We start from the raw sequence: 24,460 nt of genomic DNA, 5'->3' as shown, positions 1-24,460 counted from the left end.
TGTGTACATGAAGCATATTTCGCGCAGTTTCCACGAAAGTGGGGAGGAGTTATCGAGCGAGCTAAAAATACAGTTAGGTTATACCCGTCTGTATTGTTGGAAGACTTGTTGAGTCTCTAATTGACAGTGGCGCCACTTTCTATGTTGAAAAGCGTTTTAATTTCTTCCAGCACTTCTGGGTTAGCAATAGCACCAATGTTTTTTACAGCTTGTCCGTTTACCAATTGTTTCACTGCTAGCTCAACCAATTTGCCTGAGCGCGTTTTAGGAATATCACTGATGGCAAAAATTTGTCGTGGGACATGGCGCGGTGAACATTTTGTTTTCAATGTTTGGCGAATTGAATCGGTGAGTTGTTGGGTTAACTCGACGTTGTGAGCGAGTTTTACTAGTAACCAGATTTCTTCAGACTGCTGGTTTAACTTGCCGACAGCGATGGAGTCTTCAACCTCGGGTAACGTGTTCACTTGCTGATAGATTTCAGCGGTACCGATGCGTACGCCGCCTGGATTTAAGGTTGCGTCACTACGGCCATAAAAAATGAAGCCGCCATGTTCGGTTTGCATCACATCGTCGCCATGGTGCCAGATATCGGTAAACTTGCTCCAATAAGTGTTGTGATAGCGTTCGCCGTTGTCGTGCCAGAAGCCAATAGGGAAGTTAGGTAGTGAGTTATTGCAAGTTAGTTCGCCGCGTTGCTGTGTAATGGTTTTTCCCTCGTCGTCCAAAACACGCACGTCGATTCCCAGCCCTGCGCCTTGGCATTCACCTTTGTAAACTGGTGAGATAGGGTTTCCCAGTACAAAGCATCCGCAAATATCCGTGCCGCCAGCGATAGAAGCGAGATGCAAGTCCTGCTTGATGTGCTGATAGACATAACTAAATTGTTCTGGGTAAAGCACCGAACCAGTTGAGCAAAGAGTTTTGAGTGACTTCAGGTTATGTTCTAGTTTTGGAGAGCAGTTTGCCTGTTCCAGTGCTTCTAAGTATTTCGCTGAAGTACCAAACAGCGACACGCTATGTTCTTCTGCTAATTGCCATAAGATGGAGTGATCAGGGTAAACCGGACTACCGTCGTAAATCACTAAGGCTGCACCACTCGCAAGAGCGGAAACATGCCAGTTCCACATCATCCAACCACATGTTGTGTAGTAGAAAACCTTGTCTTGCGATTTGATGTCGCAATGCAGTTGATGTTCTTTGAGGTGATTGAGCAAGGTACCGCCTGCGGAATGGACAATACATTTAGGTTGACCTGTTGTACCAGAAGAATACAAAATGAATAACGGGTCATTAAACAGCGTTGGTTGATATTGAATTGATTGTGGAGAAAAGTGGTGAGTAATATCGGACCAAGAAACAAACTCAGAAGTGCTAGCACTCTCAGCGTTTTGTAAATATTCGATTTGGCATACGCTAATAGTAGTCTCTTCGGAGGCACTGCTTAACTTACTACTAAGAGTGGTGTTCTTGTCCGTCATATCGAAAGCTTTGCCTCCGAACTGGTAGCCATCACAGCAAAAAAGAACTTTCGGCTTAACCTGACCAAAACGCTCTACGACGCTATCGATACCAAAATCAGGAGAGGTTGAAGTCCAAATAGCGCCAAGGCTTGTAGTAGCCAACATGGCTATAACGGTTTCAGGAAGGTAGGGCAAATAACCCGCAACGACATCGCCTTTACCGACACCACAATTGAGTAGCCATTGTTGAATGGCAGAAACTTGTTCAAGCAACTGTTTACCGGTGAGTTGTCGGTGTTCACCGCTTTCATTGCTAAAAACAATAAACTCACGCTCTGGTGATTGCTCAGCCTGAGATAGGAGGTTCTCTGCGTAGTTCAGCGTGGCGTCAGCAAACCATACTGTGTCTCTATTTACATGGTGATGATTAGAACCTGTTTGTGTCCATTTGGGACTGCCAAGGCTCTTGATTTGCGAACCTATATCTCCGATTACGTTGCAAAACTGCCAAGTATGTCGCCAAAATTCATCATTGTGCTCAATGGACCACTGGTGTAGAGACGTGTAATTGTTGATTACGGTACCTTCGGCTTTGTCTTTATTAACCTTTTCGATGAACCGTAATAAGTTGCTATTGCTGACGCGCTCAGCAGATGGTGACCAAATAGGTGCAGAATTTGGCATAGGTCCCTCTAATTTCAATTCTTTTGAATATGACCAAAAACAAAATAAAGGGGCGAACATAGCGGTGTTCGCCCCTTATCTGATCGTTTAAAGTTGTTCGGCAAGCTGAGGTAGTACCTCAAATAAATCACCAACCAATCCATAGTCGGCAACTTCAAAGATAGGAGATTCTGGATCTTTGTTGATCGCGACAATCACTTTGGATTCCTTCATTCCTGCAAGATGCTGGATGGCACCGGAAATCCCAACCGCTATATAAAGCTTAGGTGCAACGATTTTACCGGTTTGACCCACTTGTAAGTCGTTGGCAACAAACCCGGCATCAACTGCCGCGCGAGAAGCGCCAATGGCAGCACCTAGTTTATCGGCAACTTGTTCGATCAACGCGAAGTTCTCTTTGCTACCGACCCCGCGTCCACCTGACACAACCACCTCTGCCGCGCTTAATTCAGGACGTTCTGACACGGTTTTATCGACAGAAACCAATTCAACCATTGGAGCTGAGATAGTGACCTGCTGATGCTTAATATCAGCTTGGTTGTGACAAGTAACCGGCTCAAACGCAGACGCGCGCACGGTGATGACGCGAACCTTGTCGCTGGTGGTCACTTTGGCAAATGCGTTTCCTGCGTAAATAGGGCGGATAAAAGTGTTTTCATCGATAACTTGGACAATATCGGAAATTTGCCCAACGCCGAACTTCGCTGCTACTCGCGGTGCAAGATCTTTCCCTTTTGATGATGAGCTAGCCCAGATTGCGTCAAAACCTTCAGCAACACTCACTACAATAGGTGCGATACTCTCGGTAAATTGATGCTTAAGTTGCTCATCATCGACACAAATTACGTTTGATATACCATCAACGCGACAAGCTTGTTGAGCGACTTCTTCACACTGGTGGCCCACTACGATCAAAACATTGTCTTGGCTGACTTGTTTTGCTGCATTAACCACTTTGAGTGTGTCCGCATGCAATTGGTTATTGTCATGCTCTGCTATGATTAAGTTCTTCATGAAATCACCTTCGCTTCGTTACGCAGCTTATCGAGAAGCTCTGAGACAGATTCAACCTTGATGCCACCTTTTCTTTGCGCTGGCGGTGTGATTTCTTGAATGGTTTGGCTAAATACCACTTCAACACCCAGACTGTCAGGTGTGATGGTATCTAACGGCTTGCGCTTAGCTTTCATGATATTAGGCAAAGAGGCAAAACGCGGTTCATTCAGGCGTAAGTCAGTACTGATCACCGCAGGTAAGTTCATCGCGACCGTCATCAAGCCGCCGTCCACTTCTCTCACGACCTGAACTTTTTGATCTTCTATCTTCACGTCGGAAGCGAAAGTTGCTTGAGGCCAGTCAAGTAGGGCGGCCAGCATCTGAGCCACTTGGTTGTTGTCCGTATCAATGGATTGTTTACCCGTAATCACAAGCTGTGCTTGTTCTTGCTCAACCAGAGCTTTGAGCAGCTTAGCGACAACTAATGGCTCTATTTTGTCTTCAGTATCGATATGAATAGCGCGATCGGCACCTAATGCAAGCGCGGTACGTAGTTGCTCCTGACACTGGCTACCGCCGGCACTGACAACGATGACTTCATCTGCAATACCTTGCTCCTTTAGTCGTACGGCTTCTTCAACGGCTATTTCGCAAAATGGATTAATCGTCATCTTGACGTTATTGGTTTCAACATCGCTATGGTCCGCTTTCACGCGAACTTTAACGTAGGGATCAATGACCCTTTTGATTGGCACTAGTATTTTCACGTTAGATTCCTTTTACAGTGAAGACGATGTGATGACGTCTTTAAAATGATGTTAATTTACCTTTACGTTTGCGTCAACTTTAAATATATTGTTGATTAACAAGTTGGCAACATGCAAAGAAAAAGGAATGCAATCATGGAAAGAGACTGCATGGAATTTGATGTTCTGATTGTAGGCGCAGGTCCCGCAGGCTTGTCTGCGGCATGCCGAATCAAACAATTAGCAGCAGAAAAAAAACAAGAGCTCTCTGTTTGCGTGGTAGAAAAAGGCTCTGAAGTTGGAGCGCATATTTTATCGGGCGCGGTGTTTGAAACGCGAAGTTTGGATGAGCTTTTTCCCGACTGGCAAGAGAAAGGCGCTCCGCTCAATACCAAAGTAAACCAAGATAAAACCTACTATCTAGGCAATGAAATCAATGGTCATGAACTGCCTTCTTGGGCGGTGCCGAATACGTTACATAACAAAGGTAATTACATCATAAGTTTGGGCAGTCTATGCCGATGGATGGCGTTGCAGGCTGAGAACTTGGGGGTGGAGGTCTACCCAGGTTTTACCGCCAGTCAAGCGATAATCGATGAAGATAGTCGTGTTTGTGGCGTGATCACGGGCGATATGGGGTTAGACAAAAATGGTGAACAAAAAGGAAATTTCGAACCTGGTATTGAACTGCGAGCGAAGTTTACTTTATTTGCTGAAGGCGCACGGGGGCATATTGGTAAGCAGTTGATTAACCGATTTAATCTTACTGAAGAGAAAACGCCTCAACATTACGCTATCGGTTTTAAAGAGCTGTGGGAAATCCCATCAGAACAGCATCAGCAAGGTTTAGTAGTGCACGGATTAGGTTGGCCGTTATCAAATGAAGCTACAGGTGGCAGTTATCTCTACCATTTAGAGGGAAACCAAGTTGCCGTCGGGTTGATTGTTGACTTGAATTATAAGAATCCGCACTTGAGTCCATTTGATGAGTTTCAACGTTTTAAACACCACCCGTTGATTGAGCAATACCTCAAAAATGGGAAGCGTATTAGCTATGGCGCAAGGGCGATCACCAAGGGTGGCTTTCATTCGCTTCCCACTCAGCAATTTGCTGGTGGTTTATTAATTGGATGCGATGCTGGAACACTAAATGGAGCCAAAATCAAAGGCACGCACACCGCAATGAAATCTGGCATGCTTGCCGCCGAAGCTGTCGTTGAAGCCCTTGAGAATCAGGTGATTACCGCTGACTATCAAAAACACTTCAAACAGTCTTGGCTGTATGAAGAGCTTTATCAAGCACGTAACTTCTCAAGTGGAATCCACCGCTTTGGATCGTGGCTGGGCGGTGGCTTAGCGCTGCTGGAACATAACGTGTTAAAAGGTAAAGCTAAGTGGCATATCCGCTGTGATAAGCCTGATCATCAGTCTCTGTTATTGGCGGAAAACAGCAATGAAATTGTTTATCCGAAGCCTGATGGCGTGTTAAGTTTCGATCGCCTCTCTTCCGTTTATCTATCCAATATCTTCCATGAGGAAGATCAACCATGCCACTTACGACTGGAGAACCAGCGGATCCCTATTGAGCAGAACCTTGAATTATATGCAGAGCCAGCACAGCGCTATTGTCCGGCTGGCGTGTATGAAATCGTACAGGGGGAGCAGCAGCCAGAGCTGCAAATAAATGCGGCCAACTGTATCCACTGTAAGACCTGCGACATCAAAGATCCAAGTCAAAATATTACCTGGACTCCGCCAGAAGGTGGTGGTGGTCCGAACTATCCAAATATGTAAGCGTTTGAGAATAATTTTTATTAACAATTTATTTACTTAAAGTTTGCGTTAGTTCAAATCTTTCTCGATGAACTCGATTGCAACTTAATCTTTCAGGCACTATTCTGATTTTAAATTGACGTTTACGTAAACTGAATACAAAGTTGATGCATAGGTGTAAAAGCGGTTACCAGTATCAAAGTTAGGTTTGATCAAATAGTGCTCAATGGAACGCACTTAAAATAACGAAAGGGAGATCAACTATGGTATCGGAATCGCCTCTGTTGCAGGTAAACGATATTTCATTGGCTTTTGGTGGGGTGAAAGCTTTAACTGACGTGAGCTTCCATGTGAATGAAAAGGAAATTTTTTCAATCATTGGTCCAAACGGTGCAGGTAAAACCTCAATGCTCAATTGCATCTCTGGTCGATACACACCAAACAAAGGCTCTGTAATCTTCGCTGGAGATGACGTAACTAAACGTACACCAAGCCAACGAGCTGAGTTAGGGCTGGGAAGAACCTTCCAAAACTTAGCGCTCTTTTCTCATATGTCGGTACTGGACAACATCATGGTTGGCCGACACCACCTACTGAAAAATAACTTCGTCACGGGGCCACTCTATTGGTTCTCCAATGCGCAGAAAGAAGAGATGGCGCACCGCAAATATGTGGAAGACGTGATCGATTTTCTAGAAATCCAGCACATCCGAAAAGCGACTGCAGGCACGCTATCTTACGGCTTACGTAAGCGTGTAGAGCTTGCTCGTGCCATTGCCTTAAAACCTAAGTTACTGCTGCTTGATGAACCAATGGCAGGTATGAACTTGGAAGAAAAGGAAGACATGGCACGTTACATCATGGATCTGAATGAAGAATTAGATATCACGATCATCATGATTGAGCACGACATGGGCGTGGTCATGGACATCTCTAATCGCGTTTTGGTTTTGGATTTCGGTAAACACATTGCTACGGGTGAGCCTGAAGAAGTGATGGCCAACCCACATGTGAAACAAGCGTACTTAGGCGAAGAGTTACCGACATTAGAGGAGAGTGCATAATGGCACAGCAACATAATGATTGGGCAGATATAACCCGCTTAGATACCTTTCCAAAAGTGTTGCAACACAATGCCAAGAACTGGCCCGAACAAGTCGCAATGCGTGAAAAGGAGTTTGGTATATGGCGAGAGTTCACTTGGAAGGATTATGAAAACCGCGTCAAGTGGATGGCACTGGCACTACGAGATTTGGGTATTGGTGAGCAAGATGTCGTTGGTTTGCTAGGTGATAACCGCCCTGAATGGGTATGGGGCGAGTTAGCGGCACATGCGATCAAAGGTTTCTCGCTGGGCATCTATCAAGATTCTATGCACGAAGAGGTGGCGTACCTTATCAACTATGCAAAAGCAAAAGTCGTGATTGCCGAAGATGAAGAGCAATGCGACAAGCTGCTTGAGCTTGGTGATGAAATTCCTAGCGTTGAATACATTATTTACTGCGATCCTCGTGGAATGCGTAAATACGATGATCCAAGATTAATTGATGTTGAACAGGTCTACAAAAAAGGTCAGCTGATTGATAAAGCGGACCCAGACAAATATCTCAATATGGTTGTTGAAACCAAAGGCAGCGATCTTTCAATTCTTTGTACTACGTCGGGTACGACTTCTAAACCAAAATTGGCTCAGCTACACAGTGGCACGTTCTTGGATCACTGTGCGGCTTACTTGCGTGCAGACCCTCGTTCCCCAGGCGACAACTACGTTTCTGTTCTGCCTTTGCCTTGGATTATGGAGCAGGTTTACGTGGTTGGTCAGGCGTTGATTTCTCGTCAAATCGTTAACTTTGTGGAAGAACAAGAAACCATGATGTCCGACTTGCGTGAAATCGGTCCAAACTTTGTGCTGTTAGCGCCACGTGTGTGGGAAAACATTGTGGCAGACGTGTCTGCACGAATGATGGATTCGACACCGTTTAAGCAAAAGATGTACAAACTGGGCATGAGCTTAGCCAACAAAGCGCTGGAGCAGGGCAAACGCTCTAAGTTGGCTGAATGGATTCTTCTGCGTGCTCTGCGTGACCGTTTAGGGTTTTCGAACCTGACATCTGCGGCAACCGGCGGTGCGGCGATGGGACCGGATACTTTCCGTTACCTACAAGCTATTGGTGTGCCACTTAAGCAGCTTTATGGTCAGACCGAAATGTGTGGCGCATACACCGTGCACCAAGCGGATGATGTGGATTACGATTCCGTTGGTGTTGCGTTTGATAATGCAGAAGTGAAAGTCATCAACCCGGACAGCAATGGCGTTGGTGAAATCATCGCGAAAAGTACAGGCATGTTTACTGGCTACTTAAACAACCAAGCAGCATATGATGAAGATGTTCAAGATGGTTGGATGCACACAGGCGATGCGGGCTATTTTAAAGATTCCGGTCACTTGGTGGTGATTGATCGTCTGAAAGATATGTCGGAAACCAGCCATGGCGACCGTTATTCGCCACAGTTTATCGAAAACAAACTCAAGTTCTCGCCGTTTATTGCAGAAGCCGTGGTGGTAGGTAAAGGTCGACCTTGGCTGTCTGCCATCATCTGTATTCGCTATGCGATCGTCGCGAAGTGGGCAGAGCAACGCGGCTTGGCATTTACCAACTACACCAACTTATCTGCTCAACCAGAAGTGTACCAAGCGATTCGTGAAGAAGTTCAAAAAGTGAACGAATCCCTACCGGATGCACAGAAGATCAGCAAATTCATTCTACTTTACAAAGAGCTGGATGCCGACGATGGAGAGCTAACTCGCACACGTAAAGTACGCCGTGGTGTGGTTGCAGAGAAATACGGAGACATCATCGAAACCATCTACAGCGACGATCCAAAAGTCGATGTCGATACAGTGATCACTTATCAAGATGGCACCAAAACACGCATTCAAACGTCGCTAGTTATTGAAACGCTTATTGAGCATGAGCCAACACTAGTGGATAGCGAACAACGGAGGATCGCATAGTGAATACGGATTTATTACTGCAACTCGTCATTAATGGCGTGATCGTTGGCATGTTGTATGGCGTTGTCGCCATGTGCTTTGTATTGATTTACAAATCGACTCAGGTGGTCAACTTTGCTCAGGGTGAGTTCCTGTTGATTGGCGCATGGGTATGTTGGGCGGCATTGGTGCACCTACAGTTACCGTTTTTTATTGGCTTTTTACTCACGCTCGCGTTCATGATGATTTTTGGTATCGCCGTGCAAACCATTGTGCTCAGACCGTTGATTGGTGAACCGATTATCTCTGTGATCATGGTGACCATTGGTCTATCGATGTTTTTCCAAGCGCTGATGAAGTGGATATTCGGTGTCTCGGCTGTGTCGTACCCGCAAGTGTTCGAAACCAACGTGGTGAATATCGGAGGTTTGAATGTTGAGTTTGCTTACATTCTGAGCTTGATCTTCTCAATGCTCATCATGGGCGCGTTCTACTGGTTCTTCAAATTCAGCAAAATGGGTCTGGCAATGCGCGCAACGGCATTCAACCAGCAAGTAGCCCAGAGTCTTGGCATTTCCATCAAGAAAGTGTTCGCCATCAGTTGGGCCATTTCGGCAATGGTATCTGCAACAGCAGGGATTGTTATCGGTATCGTTAACGGCGTATCTGACGCGCTATCCATTATTGGTATCAAAGTTTTCCCAGCCGTTATTTTAGGTGGCTTAGATTCGGTGGTCGGCGCAATTGTCGGTGGTATTACCATCGGGGTGCTAGAAAACTTGGCTGAGTTTTTTGATAGCCAATACCTGCAAGTGGGTAACTTATACAACATCGCACCATTCTATGTGCTGTTAATCATTCTTGCCTTCAAGCCATATGGCCTGTTTGGTACCAAAGATATTGAGCGTATTTAAGGAGAAATAACATGGCTCAACTTAGCATGCGCCCATGTGGGGATTTTCGAACCACATACAAAAGCGATACGCCAATTTTTGAAACCAAAACCATCAGAAGCCTTGCGATTGCAGGTGTCATCGCCATGCTGGCAGCACCGCTGGTCTTGGATATTTACTTCCTAAACCTGTTTATTCAGATTGCATACCTCGGTATCGCGGCATTGGGCTTAAACATTCTGGTTGGTTTTACCGGACAAATTTCGCTAGGTCACGGTGCGTTCTTTGGCTTTGGCGCCTTTGCATCGGCTTGGCTAAATAACCAGTTTAACATTCCAGTCGTGTTTGCGATTCCGCTCGCGGGTTACTTAACCATGATTGTGGGGATGCTGTTTGGTCTGCCAGCGGCTCGAATTAAAGGTTTATACCTAGCTATCGCAACGTTGGCGGCGCAGTTTATTCTAGAGGACTTCTTTGCTCGCGCAGATTGGTTCAGTGGCGGCTCATACGGTGCAAGCGCGAACCCAATTAATTTGTTTGGCTTTGAGTTTACGACTGACGAAAGCTTCTTCTACATCGCTCTGTTTGCGCTGATCTTCATGTATATGTGGGCATCAAACTTAATCCGTTCTCGTGACGGTCGCGCGTTTGTCTCAGTACGAGATCACTATCTGTCAGCAGAGATCATGGGCATCAACCTAACCAAGTATCGTCTGCTCTCATTTGGAGTGTGTGCATTCTATGCGGGCATCGGGGGTGCACTCTACGGACATTATCTAGGGTTTGTATCAGCAGAAGGTTTCACCATCATGATGTCTATCCAGTTCTTGGCAATGATCATCATTGGTGGCTTAGGCTCAGTCAAAGGCACATTGATGGGGACGATATTTATCGTACTTCTGCCTGAAGTTTTAGAGTTTGGTGTAACGGGGCTTTCAGCGTTTGGTGATACCACCGCTTTCACTGATGGTCTGGCTTACTTCAAAGAGATGGCGATTGGTTTAGTCATCATGCTGTTCCTCATTTTCGAACCTCAAGGATTATCGCATCGCTGGCAACAGATTCGAGCATATTGGAAACACTATCCGTTCTCATATTAACGTGGAATTAAGTGGAATATACCTCAATAACAAGGACAACGAGTTATGAACAAAGGACATTTAGCGACAACGTTGGTGCTGTCATCTGCACTGTTTACTACCGCAACTTGGGCAAAAGATTCTGTGTTTGTCGGGCAATTAGTCGACTTTTCTGGACCAACTGCCTATGTAAGCAAGCCTTATGGTTCTGGCGTGCGAGACGCATTGCGTTGGATTAACCAAAACGGTGGCATTAACGGTACCGAGCTCGAATTTGAAACAGTAGACATGGCGTACAAAGTACCAGTGGCGATTTCCAACTATAAACGTTGGGTGGCGCGTAAAGACATGGTTGCGCTGCAAGGTTGGGGTACGGCGGATACCGAAGCACTTATTTCGTTTGTTACCAAAGACAAAGTGCCGGTGTTCTCTGCTTCTTACTCTGGTCACTTAACTGACCCAACCGGTAAAAACCCAAAAACCGCGAAACCAGCGCCTTATAACTTCTTTTATGGTGCGTCGTACTCAGATGCGTGCCGTGCGCTAGTTAAGTGGGCGAAAGAAGATTGGGAATCTAAGGGCAATCAAGGTGCGCCGAAATTTACGCACATTGGCGATAACCATCCATTCCCGAATGCGCCAAAAGAAGCGTGTGCAGAGTACGCCAAAGAACTTGGTTTTGATGTGCAAAACCCAGTCGTTGTGTCACTAAAACCAGGGGACTTCAAAGCGCAATGTTTGTCGCTGAAAGAGTCAGGCACCAACTACGGTTACATTGCTAATATCGGTAGCTCGGTTATCTCACTAGTGAAGTCTTGTAACACGGTTGGGACAGAGTTCCAGTACATGGCAAACATTTGGGGCGGCGATAAGCCAGTGCTTGAAGCAGCAGGCGATGGCCTTAAAGATTACGTTTTCCCAGGTATGACTGCGTTTTGGGGAGATGATAATGAAGGCATGAAACTGGTCCGTGAGATTTCTAAGCAGTCTGAATCAGAGCCGGGCGAATTCAGAACTCACCATTACATTCGCGGTATTTGTTCTGCGTTCTATATGAAAGAAGCAATGGAGTGGGCGAAAGACAACGGTGGCATCACAGGTGAAAACATCAAGAAGGGCATGTATGTCCATGACAACTGGGTACCACAAGGCTTAGAAGGTGTTTGTGTCCCTGCGAACTGGAAACCGGAAGATCACCGAGGCACAACAACCGTGAACGTCTTTATGGGCAACAACGATGGCGGCGCAGTTGATATTAAGAAAGTATCTCAGGTGACATTGTCACGTCGTGACGATTGGCTAGGTTACTAATCTACGACTTATTAATAACAAAGCTTACTGAAAATAAGGATGGGTGAGAGAACACTCTCACCCTAGCAAGGAGTAGCTTGATGGCTGAATTAGCAACGAATATCGAACCGGCAGAAATACTGCTTTCAGTGAACAACATTGAAGTCGTCTACGACGAAGTAATACTAGTACTTCGCGGTGTGAGTTTAGAAGTTCCAAAAGGGCAGATTGTGACCTTACTGGGCGCCAACGGTGCGGGTAAATCCACAACGTTGAAAGCCATTTCTGGTTTATTGAAAACCGAAGATGGTGAAGTGACGCGCGGCGAAATCAACTTCATGGGCGAGCGTATAGACAACAAAAGCCCGGAAGAGATCGTCCGTTCGGGCATCTTCCAAGTTATGGAAGGGCGCCGAATTGTTGAAGATATGACGGTGATAGAAAATCTTCGCTTAGGCGCTTATACACGCACTGACAACGAAGTTGAACAAGACATCGAAATGGTGTTTGACTATTTCCCGCGACTCAAAGAGCGCACTGGCCTGGCGGGCTATTTGTCTGGCGGTGAGCAACAAATGTTAGCGATTGGCCGAGCGTTAATGGCTCGACCGAAGATGATTTTGTTGGACGAACCGTCTATGGGGCTTTCTCCACTGCTAGTTAAAGAAGTATTCAGCATTATTAACAAGATCAACAAAGAGCAAGGTATTACCATGCTTTTGGTTGAACAGAATGCCAACTTCGCTCTTCAAGCGGCCGATTACGGTTACATCATGGAATCAGGCAAAATCGTACTAGATGGCAGCAAGCACGAATTGCTAAACAATGAAGACGTAAAAGAATTCTACCTTGGCGGCGGCGATGAAGATCGCAAGAGCTTTAAGAATCTGAAATCTTACAAACGTCGTAAGCGTTGGTTGTAAGGAGCAAGGATGAACGAACTATTTGATGCGAAAGAATCGTTGTCTCTACAGGCGCGAGAAGAGTCGCTGTTTCAACGTCTGCCAGCGCTGATTGAAAATTCGAAAGCCAATAGCGAACATTACGCAGCGCATTTTTCTGAGTTTGATCCTATATTGGCAAACAATCGTGAAGGGCTTGCTCAGCTCCCGATTACACGTAAGTTCAATGTACCTAATCAGCAGCAACTTAAACCGCCGTTTGGTGGCTTAAATAGCGTTGCCATTGGTCAAATGGCGCGCGTATTCCAATCTCCTGGGCCGTTGTATGAGGCTCAAACGGATGAGGCCGATTTCTGGCGTATGGGGCGCGCGTTTCACGCTGCTGGGTTCTGTGCGGGTGATTTAGTGCATAACACGCTCTCTTACCATTTCTCTCCTGGCGGATTTATTATGGATGGTGGCGCAAGGGCTTGTGGCTGTACGGTATTTCCGGCTGGAGTAGGCAATACCGAAGCGCAAATAGAGGCAATTAAACAGCTTCAACCTAATGGTTACACTGGTACACCTTCGTATTTGCTGACGTTGCTACAAAAGTATCAAGAGAAATACAATGAGCTGCCTAGCTTTGAGAAAGCTCTGGTCTCTGGTGAAGCGGTTACAGCAGACATGGAACAGATGTTTGAGGAAAAAGGCATTGCAGTCTTTCAAGCCTACGCAAGTGCAGAGCTTGGTTTGATTGCTTATCAAGTGTCTGGTGAACAAGGATTAGTGATTGCCGAAGATATTATTGTTGAAATCGTTGATCCTGATGGTGTTCCTGTACAACCGGGAGAAGTCGGTGAAGTCGTTGTAACGTCGCTCGATGAGAAGTTCCCGCTGATTCGCTACGCAACGGGAGATTTATCGGCATACCTAGAAACGGGCTCGGATTCGCTACGCACGAATGCACGAATTAAGGGCTGGATGGGACGAGCAGACTCCGCGGTGAAAGTAAAAGGGCTGTTTGTTTATCCGCATCAAATCCAAGAAGTCTGTCGTCGCCACGATATTAAAGGCTCCTTGAAAATTGAGCGCGATGGCTTCAACGATGCCATTACTTTCTGTTGTCATGATGTGCATGTATCAGCAGAGGACATTCAAGCAACACTCCAGTCTGTCACTAAACTGAAAGGCAATGTCCAGTTTGTACCGAACCAAGCGGAGCAGCCGTTAATCAATGATCTTCGCAGTTAACTCATTGGTGGCATAAGTGCAGTAGAAAGTGGTTGTCATAAAAAACTAACAACGTCAGACAAAAGGCTAGAAAAGGGATACCACATTGCGCTGCGTATCCCTTTATTTTTTACTACCGCAATCAGGGAGCGGGTAAATGAAACAGGCACCAATGATTAACACACAATTCTGGGATGATTTGTTTATCCGAGGCACTATGCCTTGGGATGCCCAATCGACACCTCAAGAACTCAAGGACTATCTCGACAATTCACTTCATGTAGGCCAGTCAGTGTTTATTCCTGGGTGTGGTGCCGCTTATGAACTGAGCACTTTTATTCAATATGGGCATGACGTGATCGCGATGGATTACAGCCAAGAAGCGGTAAAAATGGCGCAATCAGCGTTAGGTAACTACAAAGATAAAGTCGTATTGGGCGATGTATTTAATGCCGATTTTTCTCACTCGTTTGATGTCATTTACGAGCGGGCCTTTCTCGCAGCACTACCGAGAGACATGTGGTCAGAATATTTCTCTATGGTGGATAAATTGTTGCCAAGCGGAGGTTTTCTAATTGGTTTTTTCGTCATTGATGATAATTACCTATCACGCTTCCCTCCATTTTGTTTGCGAAGTGGGGAGTTGGAGGGTTATCTAGAACCGGCGTTTAAGCTTGTGGAATCCTCAGTGGTGGCAAACAGTGTTGAGGTTTTTAAAGGCAGAGAACAATGGATGGTGTGGCAGAAACGTTAGTCGCTTTTAATCTTTTTGAAGAAGTATTCGCGGAAACTTTCTGGTTCTTTGTGAATCGCTGATATATAAGTCTTTACTCTATGCCTGATGGAATGCTCACATAGTTTGTCGGTTTGTGTGAAAAATTAATTTCTCGTTGCTGGTTTTAAGTTGTTGAGATATCTCTAACAGCGGTTGAGTGGTTGAGTTTATTGCTGGCACGGGTTATGTGCTCAGAGCGTAAAGCGACAGATCAGCATCGATCCGAAAGGTAGTAGAACGTCTCTTACTGATCTGTCTATTTCATGCTTATACTATTTTAGGTTGACCATCTGATGCGGTGGCACCGCCGTCTACAGGTAGGTTTACGCCATTAATGAAAGATGCGTCATCACTTGCCAAGAAAGTCACGACAGACGCAATTTCTTCAGGTTCGGCTGCTCGGCCAAGCGCAATGCGCTCATTGAATTTATCGCGGATGTCCTGCGGCCAGCCGTTTGTCATGTTGGTTTTTACTAAACTTGGGCATACGGCGTTAATTCTTACCCCATCCGCACCATGGTCCAATGCCATCGCTCGGGTAAGGTTCACCACTGCGCCTTTACTCGCGCAATAGAATGCGGCACCCCAGTCACCACCCAAACCGGAAACGGACGCGGTATTTACCATACAACCTTTCGTTTTTAAGAGTTCAGGTAAAGCAAATTTCGCGCAATAAACAACACCATCAATGTTTACACCAGAGATCTTCTTCCAGTCTTCCACACTACCTTCAATCACGGTACCAGGGACATGTACGCCAGCATTGTTTACTAAAATATCCAGTTTACCGAAACGGGTAACAACATCAGAAATCAGTGCTGCGACTTTGTCTGGATCAGAAACATCAATGGAATGCGCAGACACACGCTGTTTATCAAAGCCCTCAACGGCGTTTGCCAACTGCTCTTCATTCCAATCGGCAAGAGCGACGTTTGCGCCTTCTTCATACAAACGTTTTGCGATGGCCAAACCAATGCCATTGGCAGAGCCAGTCACGAGTGCGACTTTATTTTTTAATCCTCTCATGCGATTTCTCCTTCGAAACTTACAAAAACGGGATCTTGATTTTTCTCTGTGCGCGGCAACATCAGTTTGTCGTTGTCGCTGTAATCTACGGGGATAGCCACCACTGCTGGTCCTTCAACGTCCATGGCTTTATTCAATGTCGGTAGCAATTCGTGTTGACTAGTCACTGCGAAGCCTTTCGCGCCAAATGATTCGGCGTAGGCCTTGAAATCAATTGGTCCAAATTTCACACCAGAGCAGCGCTGATATTTGTTGATCTCTTGCATTTCTACCATGTTGTAGGCGTTATCAACCCACACAATATGGACGATATTGCAGTTCAGTCTAACCGCGGTTTCTAACTCCATGCTCGATTGCATAAAACCGCCGTCTCCCGATATCGATACCACTTTACTACCAGGTTTTAGCAGGCTGGCACCAATGGCCCATGGCAGTGCAACGCCCATCGTTTGTTGGCCGTTAGACACCAGCATTTGGCGAGCTCGAAAACAGCTTAAGTAACGAGCGATCCAGATGTGGAAGCTCCCCATATCAAGGCATAGCGTGGTATCTGGTGTGATTATAGATTGCATGGCTTTAATCAGTGCCAGTGGATGAAATCCTTGCTTGTGATAGACATTGGGATAGGTTTTGATCACTTGCCGTTGCAGTGCTACCTCTTCCAGTACTGAAAGTGCCGTTGGGGAAAGGCGAGCATATTCAGAGATATAGCTGCCCATTTTGTCTAATGACTGCGCAATGTTTCCGACGATTTCAACACAAGGTTGATAATTAAGTTGGTATTCTGCTGGTTCAATATCGAGGTGAATCACTGGGTTGCGGTGGCTGTTCCAAAGCTCAGGGTCATACTCTATTGGGCTAAAGCCGATGGTGAGAATTAAATCGGCGTCCCGCAGTAAAACATCGCCAGGTTGGTTATTAAACAAACCGACACGCCCAGCAAAGTGATGGTAGTAATTGATGTCTACCGTGCCGGCGGCCTGGTAAGTGCCGACAACGGGTAGCTGCGTATTTTGAAGAAATCGGGCGATAGCAGCAGCGTTTTGACTGCGGCTCGCGTGAAGGCCAAGTAAAACCACACAGCGCTTTGCTTTACTGATTCGACTGACCGCTTCTTCGATTGCTGCGATGTCTGCGCAACCAGGCTGTGTGTAAGGCGAGGGGACAATAATGTCCGTTTGGGTTTGCTCGGATAAAACATCTTGGGGGAGACTCAAAAAGCAAGCCCCAGGACGACCTGACTCTGCGATACGAAATGCGTTCGCCATGATCTCGCTTGCGGCGTCCACATGCTGCACTTCAGCACTGAACTTAGTTATAGAGCGAAAAATACTGACGGTATCCATGCTCTGGTGTGTTTGTTTTTGCTGGTCAGTTCGTTTCACCGCACCACCGATAGCAATCAGCGGATCGCCTTCGGAGTTTGCTGTTGCCACCCCCGTAACTAGATTTCCACAGCCAGGGCCTGACGTAACCATGGTGACGCCTGCTTTGCCGGTTAGTCTTCCCATAACGCCCGCCATAAATGCGCCGTTAGCTTCGTGGCGTACCGGAATCATTTGGATGTTAGTGTCTTCAATCGCATCGAACAGTCGATCGATTTTTGCACCGGGAATACCGAATATGTACTTAATGCCGAGAGACTCTAGCTGTTGAGCGATCAACTGAGCTCCATTTTTATTTGAAGGTTTGGATTGCATTTGTTGTCCTTATTATTTGCCTGACTTTGTTACTTTTCCGCCTTTTCTATGGCGGTATTTATATCTTCCGGAGCCAAATTGGCGTTGAGGAAGTCTGTCGATACTGGGGTATCAATCACTAGCCGCGAGACTTTGCCAATCTGGAGGAACCCTGACGAAATGCTGTAATCCTGAATATGACCACCTCCTTGGCGGTCATCGGTAATAAAGTGTTCGTGATAGCCGGGCACATTGATGCCAGTCGTATATTTAGGACTGCGAAAGCCGGCGACCACACCTTGCTTATGCGTGAAGCGGAACGTTGGTTGTTCTTTGACCACTTCAAGCATTGGCCGATAAGGGCGTGTTTGTTTAGGTACGGTACGAGTACGAACTGAATCGAAAACGCCATCAATGCGCACTGCGCAAAATAGGTTATCGCTTGGAACCATGTCGTCTATGAGGCTATGGACTTCATGACGTGACATGCGCGATGTCAGTGGCAGCTCGATATCAGGCTTAAAAAAAGTCATGACAGCAAAGGGCGTTTTTTGCGCCAGGTCTGCCGGGTTTGCGGAGCCATCCGACTTGAGTTGAAAAACTTCCTTATCAAACGCAATCAACTCACCATCCAATTCATTGAACGTACCTAAACCAAAATCCCCATGTTTCAGCAGTTCTTCTATGGTTGTTGAGCCTTCGTAAACACCAGCGATCAAAGCACTCATTAACGAAGTCTGATAAATCTCACCATCTCCGGTAACGTAATGGTATTCAGAAAATTCTTTCGCTACTTCAAGCGAACAAGCACATAGAGGGTTATAAAATCCACACATGAGTAAGACCAGTTATGCAATGAAGAGTATATTTAGATTGACTTCTACACGGTGCTAAATCCAATATAAAAAAGATTTATTTTGATATGGAAAATATATGGAATTTCGCTACCTGAAGTATTTTGTCGCGGTCGCCGAGACTCGTCACTTTACCCGAGCAGCTGAACAGTTAGGGATTGCGCAACCTCCTTTGAGTCAACAAATCAAAAAGCTAGAGCACGAGCTTGGCGTGGACTTATTTAAGCGCTTGTCTAGAGGAGTAGAACTGACCCATGCAGGGCAAGTCTTTTATACGGATGCGGTAAATATTCTTGCTGATGTGGAACGCGCTAAAGCAAAAGCCCGACAGATTGCCCGTGGTGAAAATACGCAGGTTAAAATTGGGTTCGCGACGTCAACATCAACCTGCATTAAGGTATTGGAGAGGATTGGGCGTATTCAAGAGAATGGGGTTCATTTACAGACGGCGGAACTATCAATGCCAGAGCTTGCCACTCAGTTAAAAAGCAAACAACTTGATCTCGCAATCATGCGGCTACCCTGTTACGCCAGTGAGCCTTTTGAGCATAAGGTGTTGTTTAACGACCCGTTTGTCGCAGTGATTCCGGCGGGCCACGAACTGGCAAAATATCCCTGTATCCAGATGAAACAGTTGAGAGGCCATAAAATTTTACTGTTTCCACGAGAGACTGGACCCGCATTGTTTGATGGCATGAGCACACTTTTTGCCGACGCAGGAGTAAGGCTCGAACCACAGTTCGCAGCACCGCAACTTCGTACGACGATTGCCATGGCGCAGGCCGGGTTAGGTATCGCTCTCGTTCCGCGCTCACTGGCTGAACATCTCGATGATTCCGCGACAGTCGCCGAGATTGATGATATCCCCCTAACCAGTCGTGTTGTCGTTGCTTGGGAGGCGTCTAATCTCAATAAACAAGCGTTAAAAGTAGCCACGAACATCGGTCATGTTGGGGCTTAAAGGTGAGTCATATAGCCAGTCGATTCTACCCAACGAACAAAACTTACTGAAGATTGCGATTCTTTTGTCGTATATATTACCTACAACAAGTTGAATTGATAGCTGAACTCTCGTTTCATCGAGATGATAATGACGAGGAACTTGATTTAATGTATGGTTAAACAGTAAGGATGACGGATGATTAAAGCACAAATATATGATGTATTTTGTGATGAGTTAGCTCAAGGTAACCCATGTGGCGTTGTCGAACTAAATCACTGGCTGAGTGATTCTGAATTACTTCAAATCACTCATCAGGTCGCTCAACCTGTCACATCATTTATGGTTCAGTCTGGCAGTGACTACCACATTCGCTGGTTTAGCCCAGAAGGAGAGATCAACCTATGTGGACACGGAAGTTTGGGCGCAGGCGCTGCAATCATTTCCAACTATCATCAGAATGAGATCATTCTAAAAAGCCAGCATGGCCATATTACCGTTACTGGACTGGATGGAATGTACAGGATCGTGATGCCAAGTTGGCAAGCCAAGCCTCATGCCATCCCCTTGGGTATTTCAGGCTTTTCCAATGACCCCGTAGATGCTTTTACAACGCGTGATTTGGTTGTTGTTCTCGAATCCGAAGATGATGTTGTTCGCTATCAACCTAACTTTGATGAGCTGATTAAAATTGATGAGTTTCATGCGGTCATCGTGACGGCTCAAAGCTCTGATAGTGGCTATGTGCTGCGTTACTTTGCACCTAAAATCGGTATTTCAGAAGATCTTGCCACAGGCTCGGCTCAGTGCTCATTAGCGCCTTATTGGTTTGAAAAGCTGGGCAAAGAAAAATTGACGGCTCGTCAGCTATCTCGTGCTGGTGGTTATTTTGAAGTGGCTCGTGGTTCAGAATCTACGATCGTATTGTCTGCACACGTGAAAAGTCGGACTTGAATGTAAACGCCTCTAGCTCCTAACGCAAGAGCTAGAGGTCCCCATTTTTTATTGACTTAAAAGTGCCGAGCTAAGATTTTAACCCTGCAGCGGTCATCATGACGCGAAACAGCATTGATACGAACCCCAGAGCGAGCACACTGGCCGCCCAGATCCCAACCATCCAAGCCCATTGGCGGCACCAATTTTTGATTTTCATACTCACTCCTTGCCAACTCGTTAATGGTACGCTTCGCCTTCTTTCACTTTTCCGGAGAAGACGTAGTAACTCCAAAAGGTGTAAGCCAGAATGATCGGGATGATGATCACCGCTCCAACGAGCATAAAGCGCTGACTGCTTGCAGGAGCCGCTGCTTCCCATATCGATATGCTAGGAGGAATGATATTTGGCCAGATACTGATGCCAAGACCAGCGAACCCGAGAATCACGATCACCAATGCCATCACGAAAGGGCTGCGCTCTTTTCGCTTTTTTACGGAGTCGGCAATCTTCAAACAGACCAGCCCAGTAATGACAGGTACCGGCAGTAAGTAGAACAAATTAGGCAGAGAAAACCATCTTTCCGCAATGGCAGGGTAAGCAAGTGGGGTCCAAGCGCTCACAATGATTAATGCGGAGATCATCGCCAGTAGTGTTTTGTTAGTGAAGCGGTACATCGTGCTTTGCAGTGCACCTTCCGTCTTCATGATGAGCCATGTACTACCAAGCAGCGCGTAGGTTGCGACTAAACCCAAACCACAAAAGATGGGAAAAGGGGTGAGCCAGTCTAGTTGGCTACCTACGAAGACGCGGTTTTCCACCGCAAAGCCCTGAATTACCGCGCCAACAACAACGCCTTGGAAAAACGTGGTTAAAATCGAGCCGACCATAAAAGAACGGTCCCAGAACTTCAAGTGGTTTTCCAATGCTTTAAAGCGAAACTCAAACGCGACGCCACGAAAGATCAAAGCAATCAACATCAACGTTAAAGGGATGGTTAGCGCTTCAATAATCACCGCGTAAGCCATCGGAAAAGCGCCAAATAGAGATGCGCCTCCAAGCACAATCCAAGTTTCGTTGCCGTCCCAAACTGGCGCGACACTGTTGACCATGACGTCTTTTTGTTTTTCATCCTTGATGAAGGGCATCAGTATTCCAATACCCAAATCGAAGCCGTCCATGATGATGTACATCAAAGTGGCAAAAACGATGATCGCGAACCAAATCACGGATAAATCAAAATGCATATTTTCTACCTTCACTTTGTGACAAATTCTAAATGCGACCTGAAACGGTCGTCATGTCGTGCTCATCGTGTTCGATTGCATCGGGGCCTTTCTTGATTTGGTGGATCATGTAGTAATAACCAAAACCAAATACCAAGCTGTATACAACAAGGAAACACAGCAGGCTGATGCTCATTTGTAGGTCTCCGTGTGCAGAAACCGCATCACGCGTTTTTTGTACGCCATACACGACCCAAGGTTGCCGACCAACCTCTGTCGTAAACCAGCCAGCGAGTATTGCGATAAGACCAGATGGCCCCATAAACAATGAAAACTTGAGGAACCAACGCGAAGTATAAAGCGTGTTCTTTTTTCGTAACCATATGCTGTAGAAGCTCTGAAAAATCATCAGAAGTCCTAGCCCGACCATGATTCGAAATGACCAAAAGACGATAGGTGAGTTCGGTCGTTCCTCTTTCGGGAAGTCTTTCAGCGCCGGGATTGGCTCAGTTAAACTGTGGCGTAGGATCAAACTTCCTAAAACAGGAATTTCTAAGGCATAGTCTGTGCGTTCTTGTTCCATGTTTGGCATGCCGAACAATATCAATGGGGTTGGTTTGCCATCGCTGTTATCCCAATGTCCTTCGATGGCAGCGATTTTGGCGGGCTGGTGTTCCAGAGTGTTTAGCCCGTGCACATCGCCAATCACGGCTTGGAGTGGCGCAAGGAACACTAAGATCCCGAGCGACATCGAAAACATGGTTTTTACCGCAGTCGATTGATTGCCTCTCAATAAATGCCAAGCGGCTGACGCGCCTACAAAGAGTGCTGAACTGACGAAAGCCGCGACGCTCATGTGCGCCAAACGATAAGGAAATGAAGGATTGAAAACGATAGCAAACCAGTCGGTTGGCACCACACGTCCGTCGACAATTTCATAGCCTTGTGGCGTTTGCATCCAACTGTTGGAGGCGAGAATCCAGAACGTCGAAATGATCGTTCCTAACGCCACCATCGAGGTTGCAAAAAAGTGCAGCTTTTCGCCGACGCGACGCCACCCAAACAGCATTACGCCAAGAAATCCGGCTTCGAGAAAGAAAGCCGTTAACACTTCATAAGTCAGTAATGGGCCTGTGATAGAACCAGCGAAGTCGGAGAAACCACTCCAGTTGGTGCCGAATTGATAGGCCATGACAAGACCAGATACAACACCCATTCCAAAGTTAACCGCAAAAATTTTCGACCAGAAGTGATAGAGCTTTTGGTAATCGGGATTACGTGTTTTTAGCCATAAGCCTTCCAGCACGGCGAGATAGATGGCCAAACCTATGGTGATAGCGGGGAAAATAATATGAAAGGATACCGTAAAGGCGAACTGTATCCGTGCAAGCATAAATGCGTCGAGGCCAAACATTAAACTTCCTTTGATCTTTTAAGTTTTATGAGAGAGCTATTTTAAAAGGAGCGGAATGAGGGAAGTAGGTACAGACAGTGACTATAAACCTATAACAGATTAAATATTGAAGTGTTATTATTTTGAATTCGGCTTTATGGAAGGGGATTTGCGTTTGGCGAAGTATCAAGAGTTAGTGGAACAGCTTAAAAGGCAGATAAAATCGGGGATATGGCATCCGGGTGACAAGCTGCCTTCGCTGCGTCGCCAATCTGAACACTCGGGTTTGAGCTTGATGACGGTGTTGCACGCGTATCAAATTCTGGAATCTCAAGGCTGGGTCACGTCACAGCCGCGATCTGGTTATCGAGTCGCGCCCAATATTAAGAGCTCAAATGAACCCCAAGCGCCAGCCGCGGTTTCGTGGACTGAGCAGGTAGACATCAATGAGTTTATCTTTGATGTTCTGCAGGCGAGTAAAAATCCATCCATGATCAATTTTGGCTTTGCCTATCCAGACCCAAGTTTGTACCCACGATATCACGTGAATCGGGCGATGAGCGCAGCCGCTCGCAATATGCCGATTTCCACCACCTTTGATAACTTACCGCCGGGAAACGAGCAATTACGCACCATCATCGCGAAGCGTTATGCTGCGAAAGGCATTGAAATTTCACCCGATGAAATTGTCATTACGGCAGGCGCGCTGGAGGCGTTAACGCTCAGTTTGCAAGCCAGCACAAGACCGGGAGATTGGGTGGTTGTGGAGTCGCCTGCATTTTATGGTGCATTGCAATCCTTAGAGCGGTTAGGTTTGAAAGCGCTCTCAGTAAGAACAGACCCAGTCACGGGCATTGACCTAGACTCATTGGAACGAGCGCTGCAAACACACGATGTGAAAGCGTGCTGGCTGATGTCGAACTTCCAGAATCCTCTGGGTTTTACGCTCTCCAACGAGAAAAAACAAAAGCTGATTGAACTGACACAGCGATATAACGTGCCAGTAATTGAAGATGATGTGTACAGCGAACTGCATGCCGAGAATGACTCGGTTTACCCACTAAGAATGTTTGATGACACGGGTAATACCATGTTGTGCTCCTCGTTTTCAAAATCATTAATCGCAGGGCTACGTATTGGTTGGGTTGCGGCGGGAAAGCGGGCGCTAGAGGTACAAAAGTTACAGCTAATGAGTACATTAGCGACGAGTGCACCAGTGCAAATGACATTGGTGCATTATTTAACAAGCCGCAATTATGAATTGCATTTGAAGCAGTTACGGAAAAAGCTGTTTGAACGCAAAAGTAAGATGACGGGTCTGCTCAGTGAGCTGTTACCTGAAGCAGTCAACGTGTTAAGCCAAAGCGGCGGGTACTTTATTTGGTTAGAGCTCCCCAAGCATATTGATGCCTTGCCAATATATCGAGAAGCACTAAAAGGTAATATCAGCATCGCACCGGGAAAGATGTTCAGCCTGACAGAACAATACGATCACTGTATTCGTCTTAACGCTTCTTTTGAGCTCAATGACAAATACGTTCATGCTCTCATTCTGCTTGCCAATATTATTCGCGACCATTTGGCGAAATAGCGACTTTCT

General features: G+C 46.2%; 21 protein-coding genes. 12 read left to right on the top strand and 9 right to left on the bottom strand.

From position 1 onward, the window contains the following. Positions 1 to 116: 116 nt before the first annotated feature. The 3 genes from R7093_RS14995 to R7093_RS14985 form a co-directional block, all read right to left on the bottom strand. Positions 117 to 2,147, bottom strand: coding sequence for an acetoacetate--CoA ligase (locus R7093_RS14995; RefSeq protein WP_318146721.1), 2,031 nt, complete (start codon positions 2,145 to 2,147; stop codon positions 117 to 119). Positions 2,148 to 2,234: 87 nt separating this feature from the next. Continuing rightward, positions 2,235 to 3,161 (bottom strand): electron transfer flavoprotein subunit alpha/FixB family protein, encoded by a 927-nt coding sequence (locus R7093_RS14990; RefSeq protein WP_206954232.1) that lies wholly within the window; start codon positions 3,159 to 3,161, stop codon positions 2,235 to 2,237. Beyond that, positions 3,158 to 3,910 (bottom strand): electron transfer flavoprotein subunit beta/FixA family protein, encoded by a 753-nt coding sequence (locus R7093_RS14985; RefSeq protein WP_005373300.1) that lies wholly within the window; start codon positions 3,908 to 3,910, stop codon positions 3,158 to 3,160. The genes R7093_RS14990 and R7093_RS14985 overlap by 4 nt, the downstream gene beginning before the upstream one ends. A gap of 135 nt (positions 3,911 to 4,045) precedes the next feature. On the opposite strand from R7093_RS14985, the gene R7093_RS14980 reads away from it, so the two are divergent. From R7093_RS14980 to R7093_RS14940, 9 genes are all read left to right on the top strand, one after another. Beyond that, positions 4,046 to 5,683 (top strand): electron transfer flavoprotein-ubiquinone oxidoreductase, encoded by a 1,638-nt coding sequence (locus R7093_RS14980; protein WP_318146720.1) that lies wholly within the window; start codon positions 4,046 to 4,048, stop codon positions 5,681 to 5,683. Positions 5,684 to 5,925: 242 nt separating this feature from the next. Continuing rightward, a complete protein-coding gene (locus R7093_RS14975) occupies positions 5,926 to 6,726 on the top strand; it encodes an ABC transporter ATP-binding protein (protein WP_005373297.1) in 801 nt (266 codons plus the stop codon). After that, positions 6,726 to 8,678 (top strand): long-chain fatty acid--CoA ligase, encoded by a 1,953-nt coding sequence (locus R7093_RS14970; RefSeq protein WP_005373296.1) that lies wholly within the window; start codon positions 6,726 to 6,728, stop codon positions 8,676 to 8,678. Before R7093_RS14975 ends, R7093_RS14970 begins: the two co-directional genes overlap by 1 nt. Continuing rightward, positions 8,678 to 9,571, top strand: coding sequence for a branched-chain amino acid ABC transporter permease (locus R7093_RS14965; protein WP_005373295.1), 894 nt, complete (start codon positions 8,678 to 8,680; stop codon positions 9,569 to 9,571). Before R7093_RS14970 ends, R7093_RS14965 begins: the two co-directional genes overlap by 1 nt. An 11-nt stretch (positions 9,572 to 9,582) precedes the next feature. Next, complete coding sequence (locus R7093_RS14960) at positions 9,583 to 10,650, top strand: branched-chain amino acid ABC transporter permease (RefSeq protein WP_005382737.1); 1,068 nt, start codon at positions 9,583 to 9,585, stop codon at positions 10,648 to 10,650. 45 nt (positions 10,651 to 10,695) lie between these two features. Then, on the top strand, positions 10,696 to 11,940 hold the full coding sequence (locus R7093_RS14955; RefSeq protein ID WP_005373285.1) for an ABC transporter substrate-binding protein: 1,245 nt from the start codon (positions 10,696 to 10,698) through the stop codon (positions 11,938 to 11,940). Between the two features lie 80 nt (positions 11,941 to 12,020). Next, entirely contained in the window at positions 12,021 to 12,842 is an 822-nt protein-coding gene (locus tag R7093_RS14950) for an ABC transporter ATP-binding protein (RefSeq protein WP_005373283.1), read from the top strand. A 9-nt stretch (positions 12,843 to 12,851) separates the two neighbouring features. Next, on the top strand, positions 12,852 to 14,054 hold the full coding sequence (locus tag R7093_RS14945; RefSeq protein WP_053349213.1) for a phenylacetate--CoA ligase family protein: 1,203 nt from the start codon (positions 12,852 to 12,854) through the stop codon (positions 14,052 to 14,054). Positions 14,055 to 14,190: 136 nt separating this feature from the next. Further along, a complete protein-coding gene (locus tag R7093_RS14940; protein WP_047101308.1) occupies positions 14,191 to 14,787 on the top strand; it encodes a methyltransferase domain-containing protein in 597 nt (198 codons plus the stop codon). A 288-nt stretch (positions 14,788 to 15,075) separates the two neighbouring features. Here R7093_RS14940 and R7093_RS14935 read toward each other — a convergent pair whose 3' ends face one another. Genes R7093_RS14935 through budA form a run of 3 tightly spaced genes read right to left on the bottom strand, consistent with a single transcriptional unit; the run spans position 15,076 to position 18,349 of the window. After that, positions 15,076 to 15,834: an SDR family NAD(P)-dependent oxidoreductase gene (locus tag R7093_RS14935; protein ID WP_047101310.1), complete on the bottom strand. Its 759-nt coding sequence runs from the start codon at positions 15,832 to 15,834 to the stop codon at positions 15,076 to 15,078. Beyond that, positions 15,831 to 17,534: an acetolactate synthase AlsS gene (alsS, locus tag R7093_RS14930; RefSeq protein WP_158173444.1), complete on the bottom strand. Its 1,704-nt coding sequence runs from the start codon at positions 17,532 to 17,534 to the stop codon at positions 15,831 to 15,833. Before alsS ends, R7093_RS14935 begins: the two co-directional genes overlap by 4 nt. Positions 17,535 to 17,563: 29 nt before the next feature. Next, a complete protein-coding gene (gene budA / locus R7093_RS14925; protein WP_158173445.1) occupies positions 17,564 to 18,349 on the bottom strand; it encodes an acetolactate decarboxylase in 786 nt (261 codons plus the stop codon). Between the two features lie 97 nt (positions 18,350 to 18,446). Here budA and R7093_RS14920 point away from each other — a divergent pair, with 97 nt between their 5' ends. Beyond that, positions 18,447 to 19,328, top strand: a complete 882-nt coding sequence (locus R7093_RS14920; protein WP_158173446.1) for a LysR family transcriptional regulator — start codon at positions 18,447 to 18,449, stop codon at positions 19,326 to 19,328. Between the two features lie 177 nt (positions 19,329 to 19,505). Next, positions 19,506 to 20,261: a PhzF family phenazine biosynthesis protein gene (locus tag R7093_RS14915; RefSeq protein ID WP_318146719.1), complete on the top strand. Its 756-nt coding sequence runs from the start codon at positions 19,506 to 19,508 to the stop codon at positions 20,259 to 20,261. 70 nt (positions 20,262 to 20,331) lie between these two features. Here R7093_RS14915 and R7093_RS14910 read toward each other — a convergent pair whose 3' ends face one another. From R7093_RS14910 to R7093_RS14900, 3 genes are read right to left on the bottom strand one after another with little or no spacing between them, the layout of a single operon-like run. Then, a complete protein-coding gene (locus R7093_RS14910; protein WP_015313385.1) occupies positions 20,332 to 20,460 on the bottom strand; it encodes a DUF2474 domain-containing protein in 129 nt (42 codons plus the stop codon). Between the two features lie 20 nt (positions 20,461 to 20,480). Further along, on the bottom strand, positions 20,481 to 21,488 hold the full coding sequence (cydB, locus tag R7093_RS14905; protein WP_064369311.1) for a cytochrome d ubiquinol oxidase subunit II: 1,008 nt from the start codon (positions 21,486 to 21,488) through the stop codon (positions 20,481 to 20,483). Between the two features lie 28 nt (positions 21,489 to 21,516). After that, positions 21,517 to 22,881 (bottom strand): cytochrome ubiquinol oxidase subunit I, encoded by a 1,365-nt coding sequence (locus R7093_RS14900; protein WP_064369310.1) that lies wholly within the window; start codon positions 22,879 to 22,881, stop codon positions 21,517 to 21,519. Positions 22,882 to 23,017: 136 nt separating this feature from the next. Between R7093_RS14900 and R7093_RS14895 the strand changes: the two genes are divergently transcribed. Further along, positions 23,018 to 24,451 (top strand): PLP-dependent aminotransferase family protein, encoded by a 1,434-nt coding sequence (locus R7093_RS14895; RefSeq protein ID WP_318146724.1) that lies wholly within the window; start codon positions 23,018 to 23,020, stop codon positions 24,449 to 24,451. Positions 24,452 to 24,460 lie beyond the last annotated feature (9 nt).

The sequence above is a fragment of the Vibrio sp. 1580 genome, from assembly GCF_033340055.1.
The sequence above is the reverse complement of the archived record's forward strand: the minus strand, read 5'-3'. Positions and strand labels throughout refer to the sequence as shown.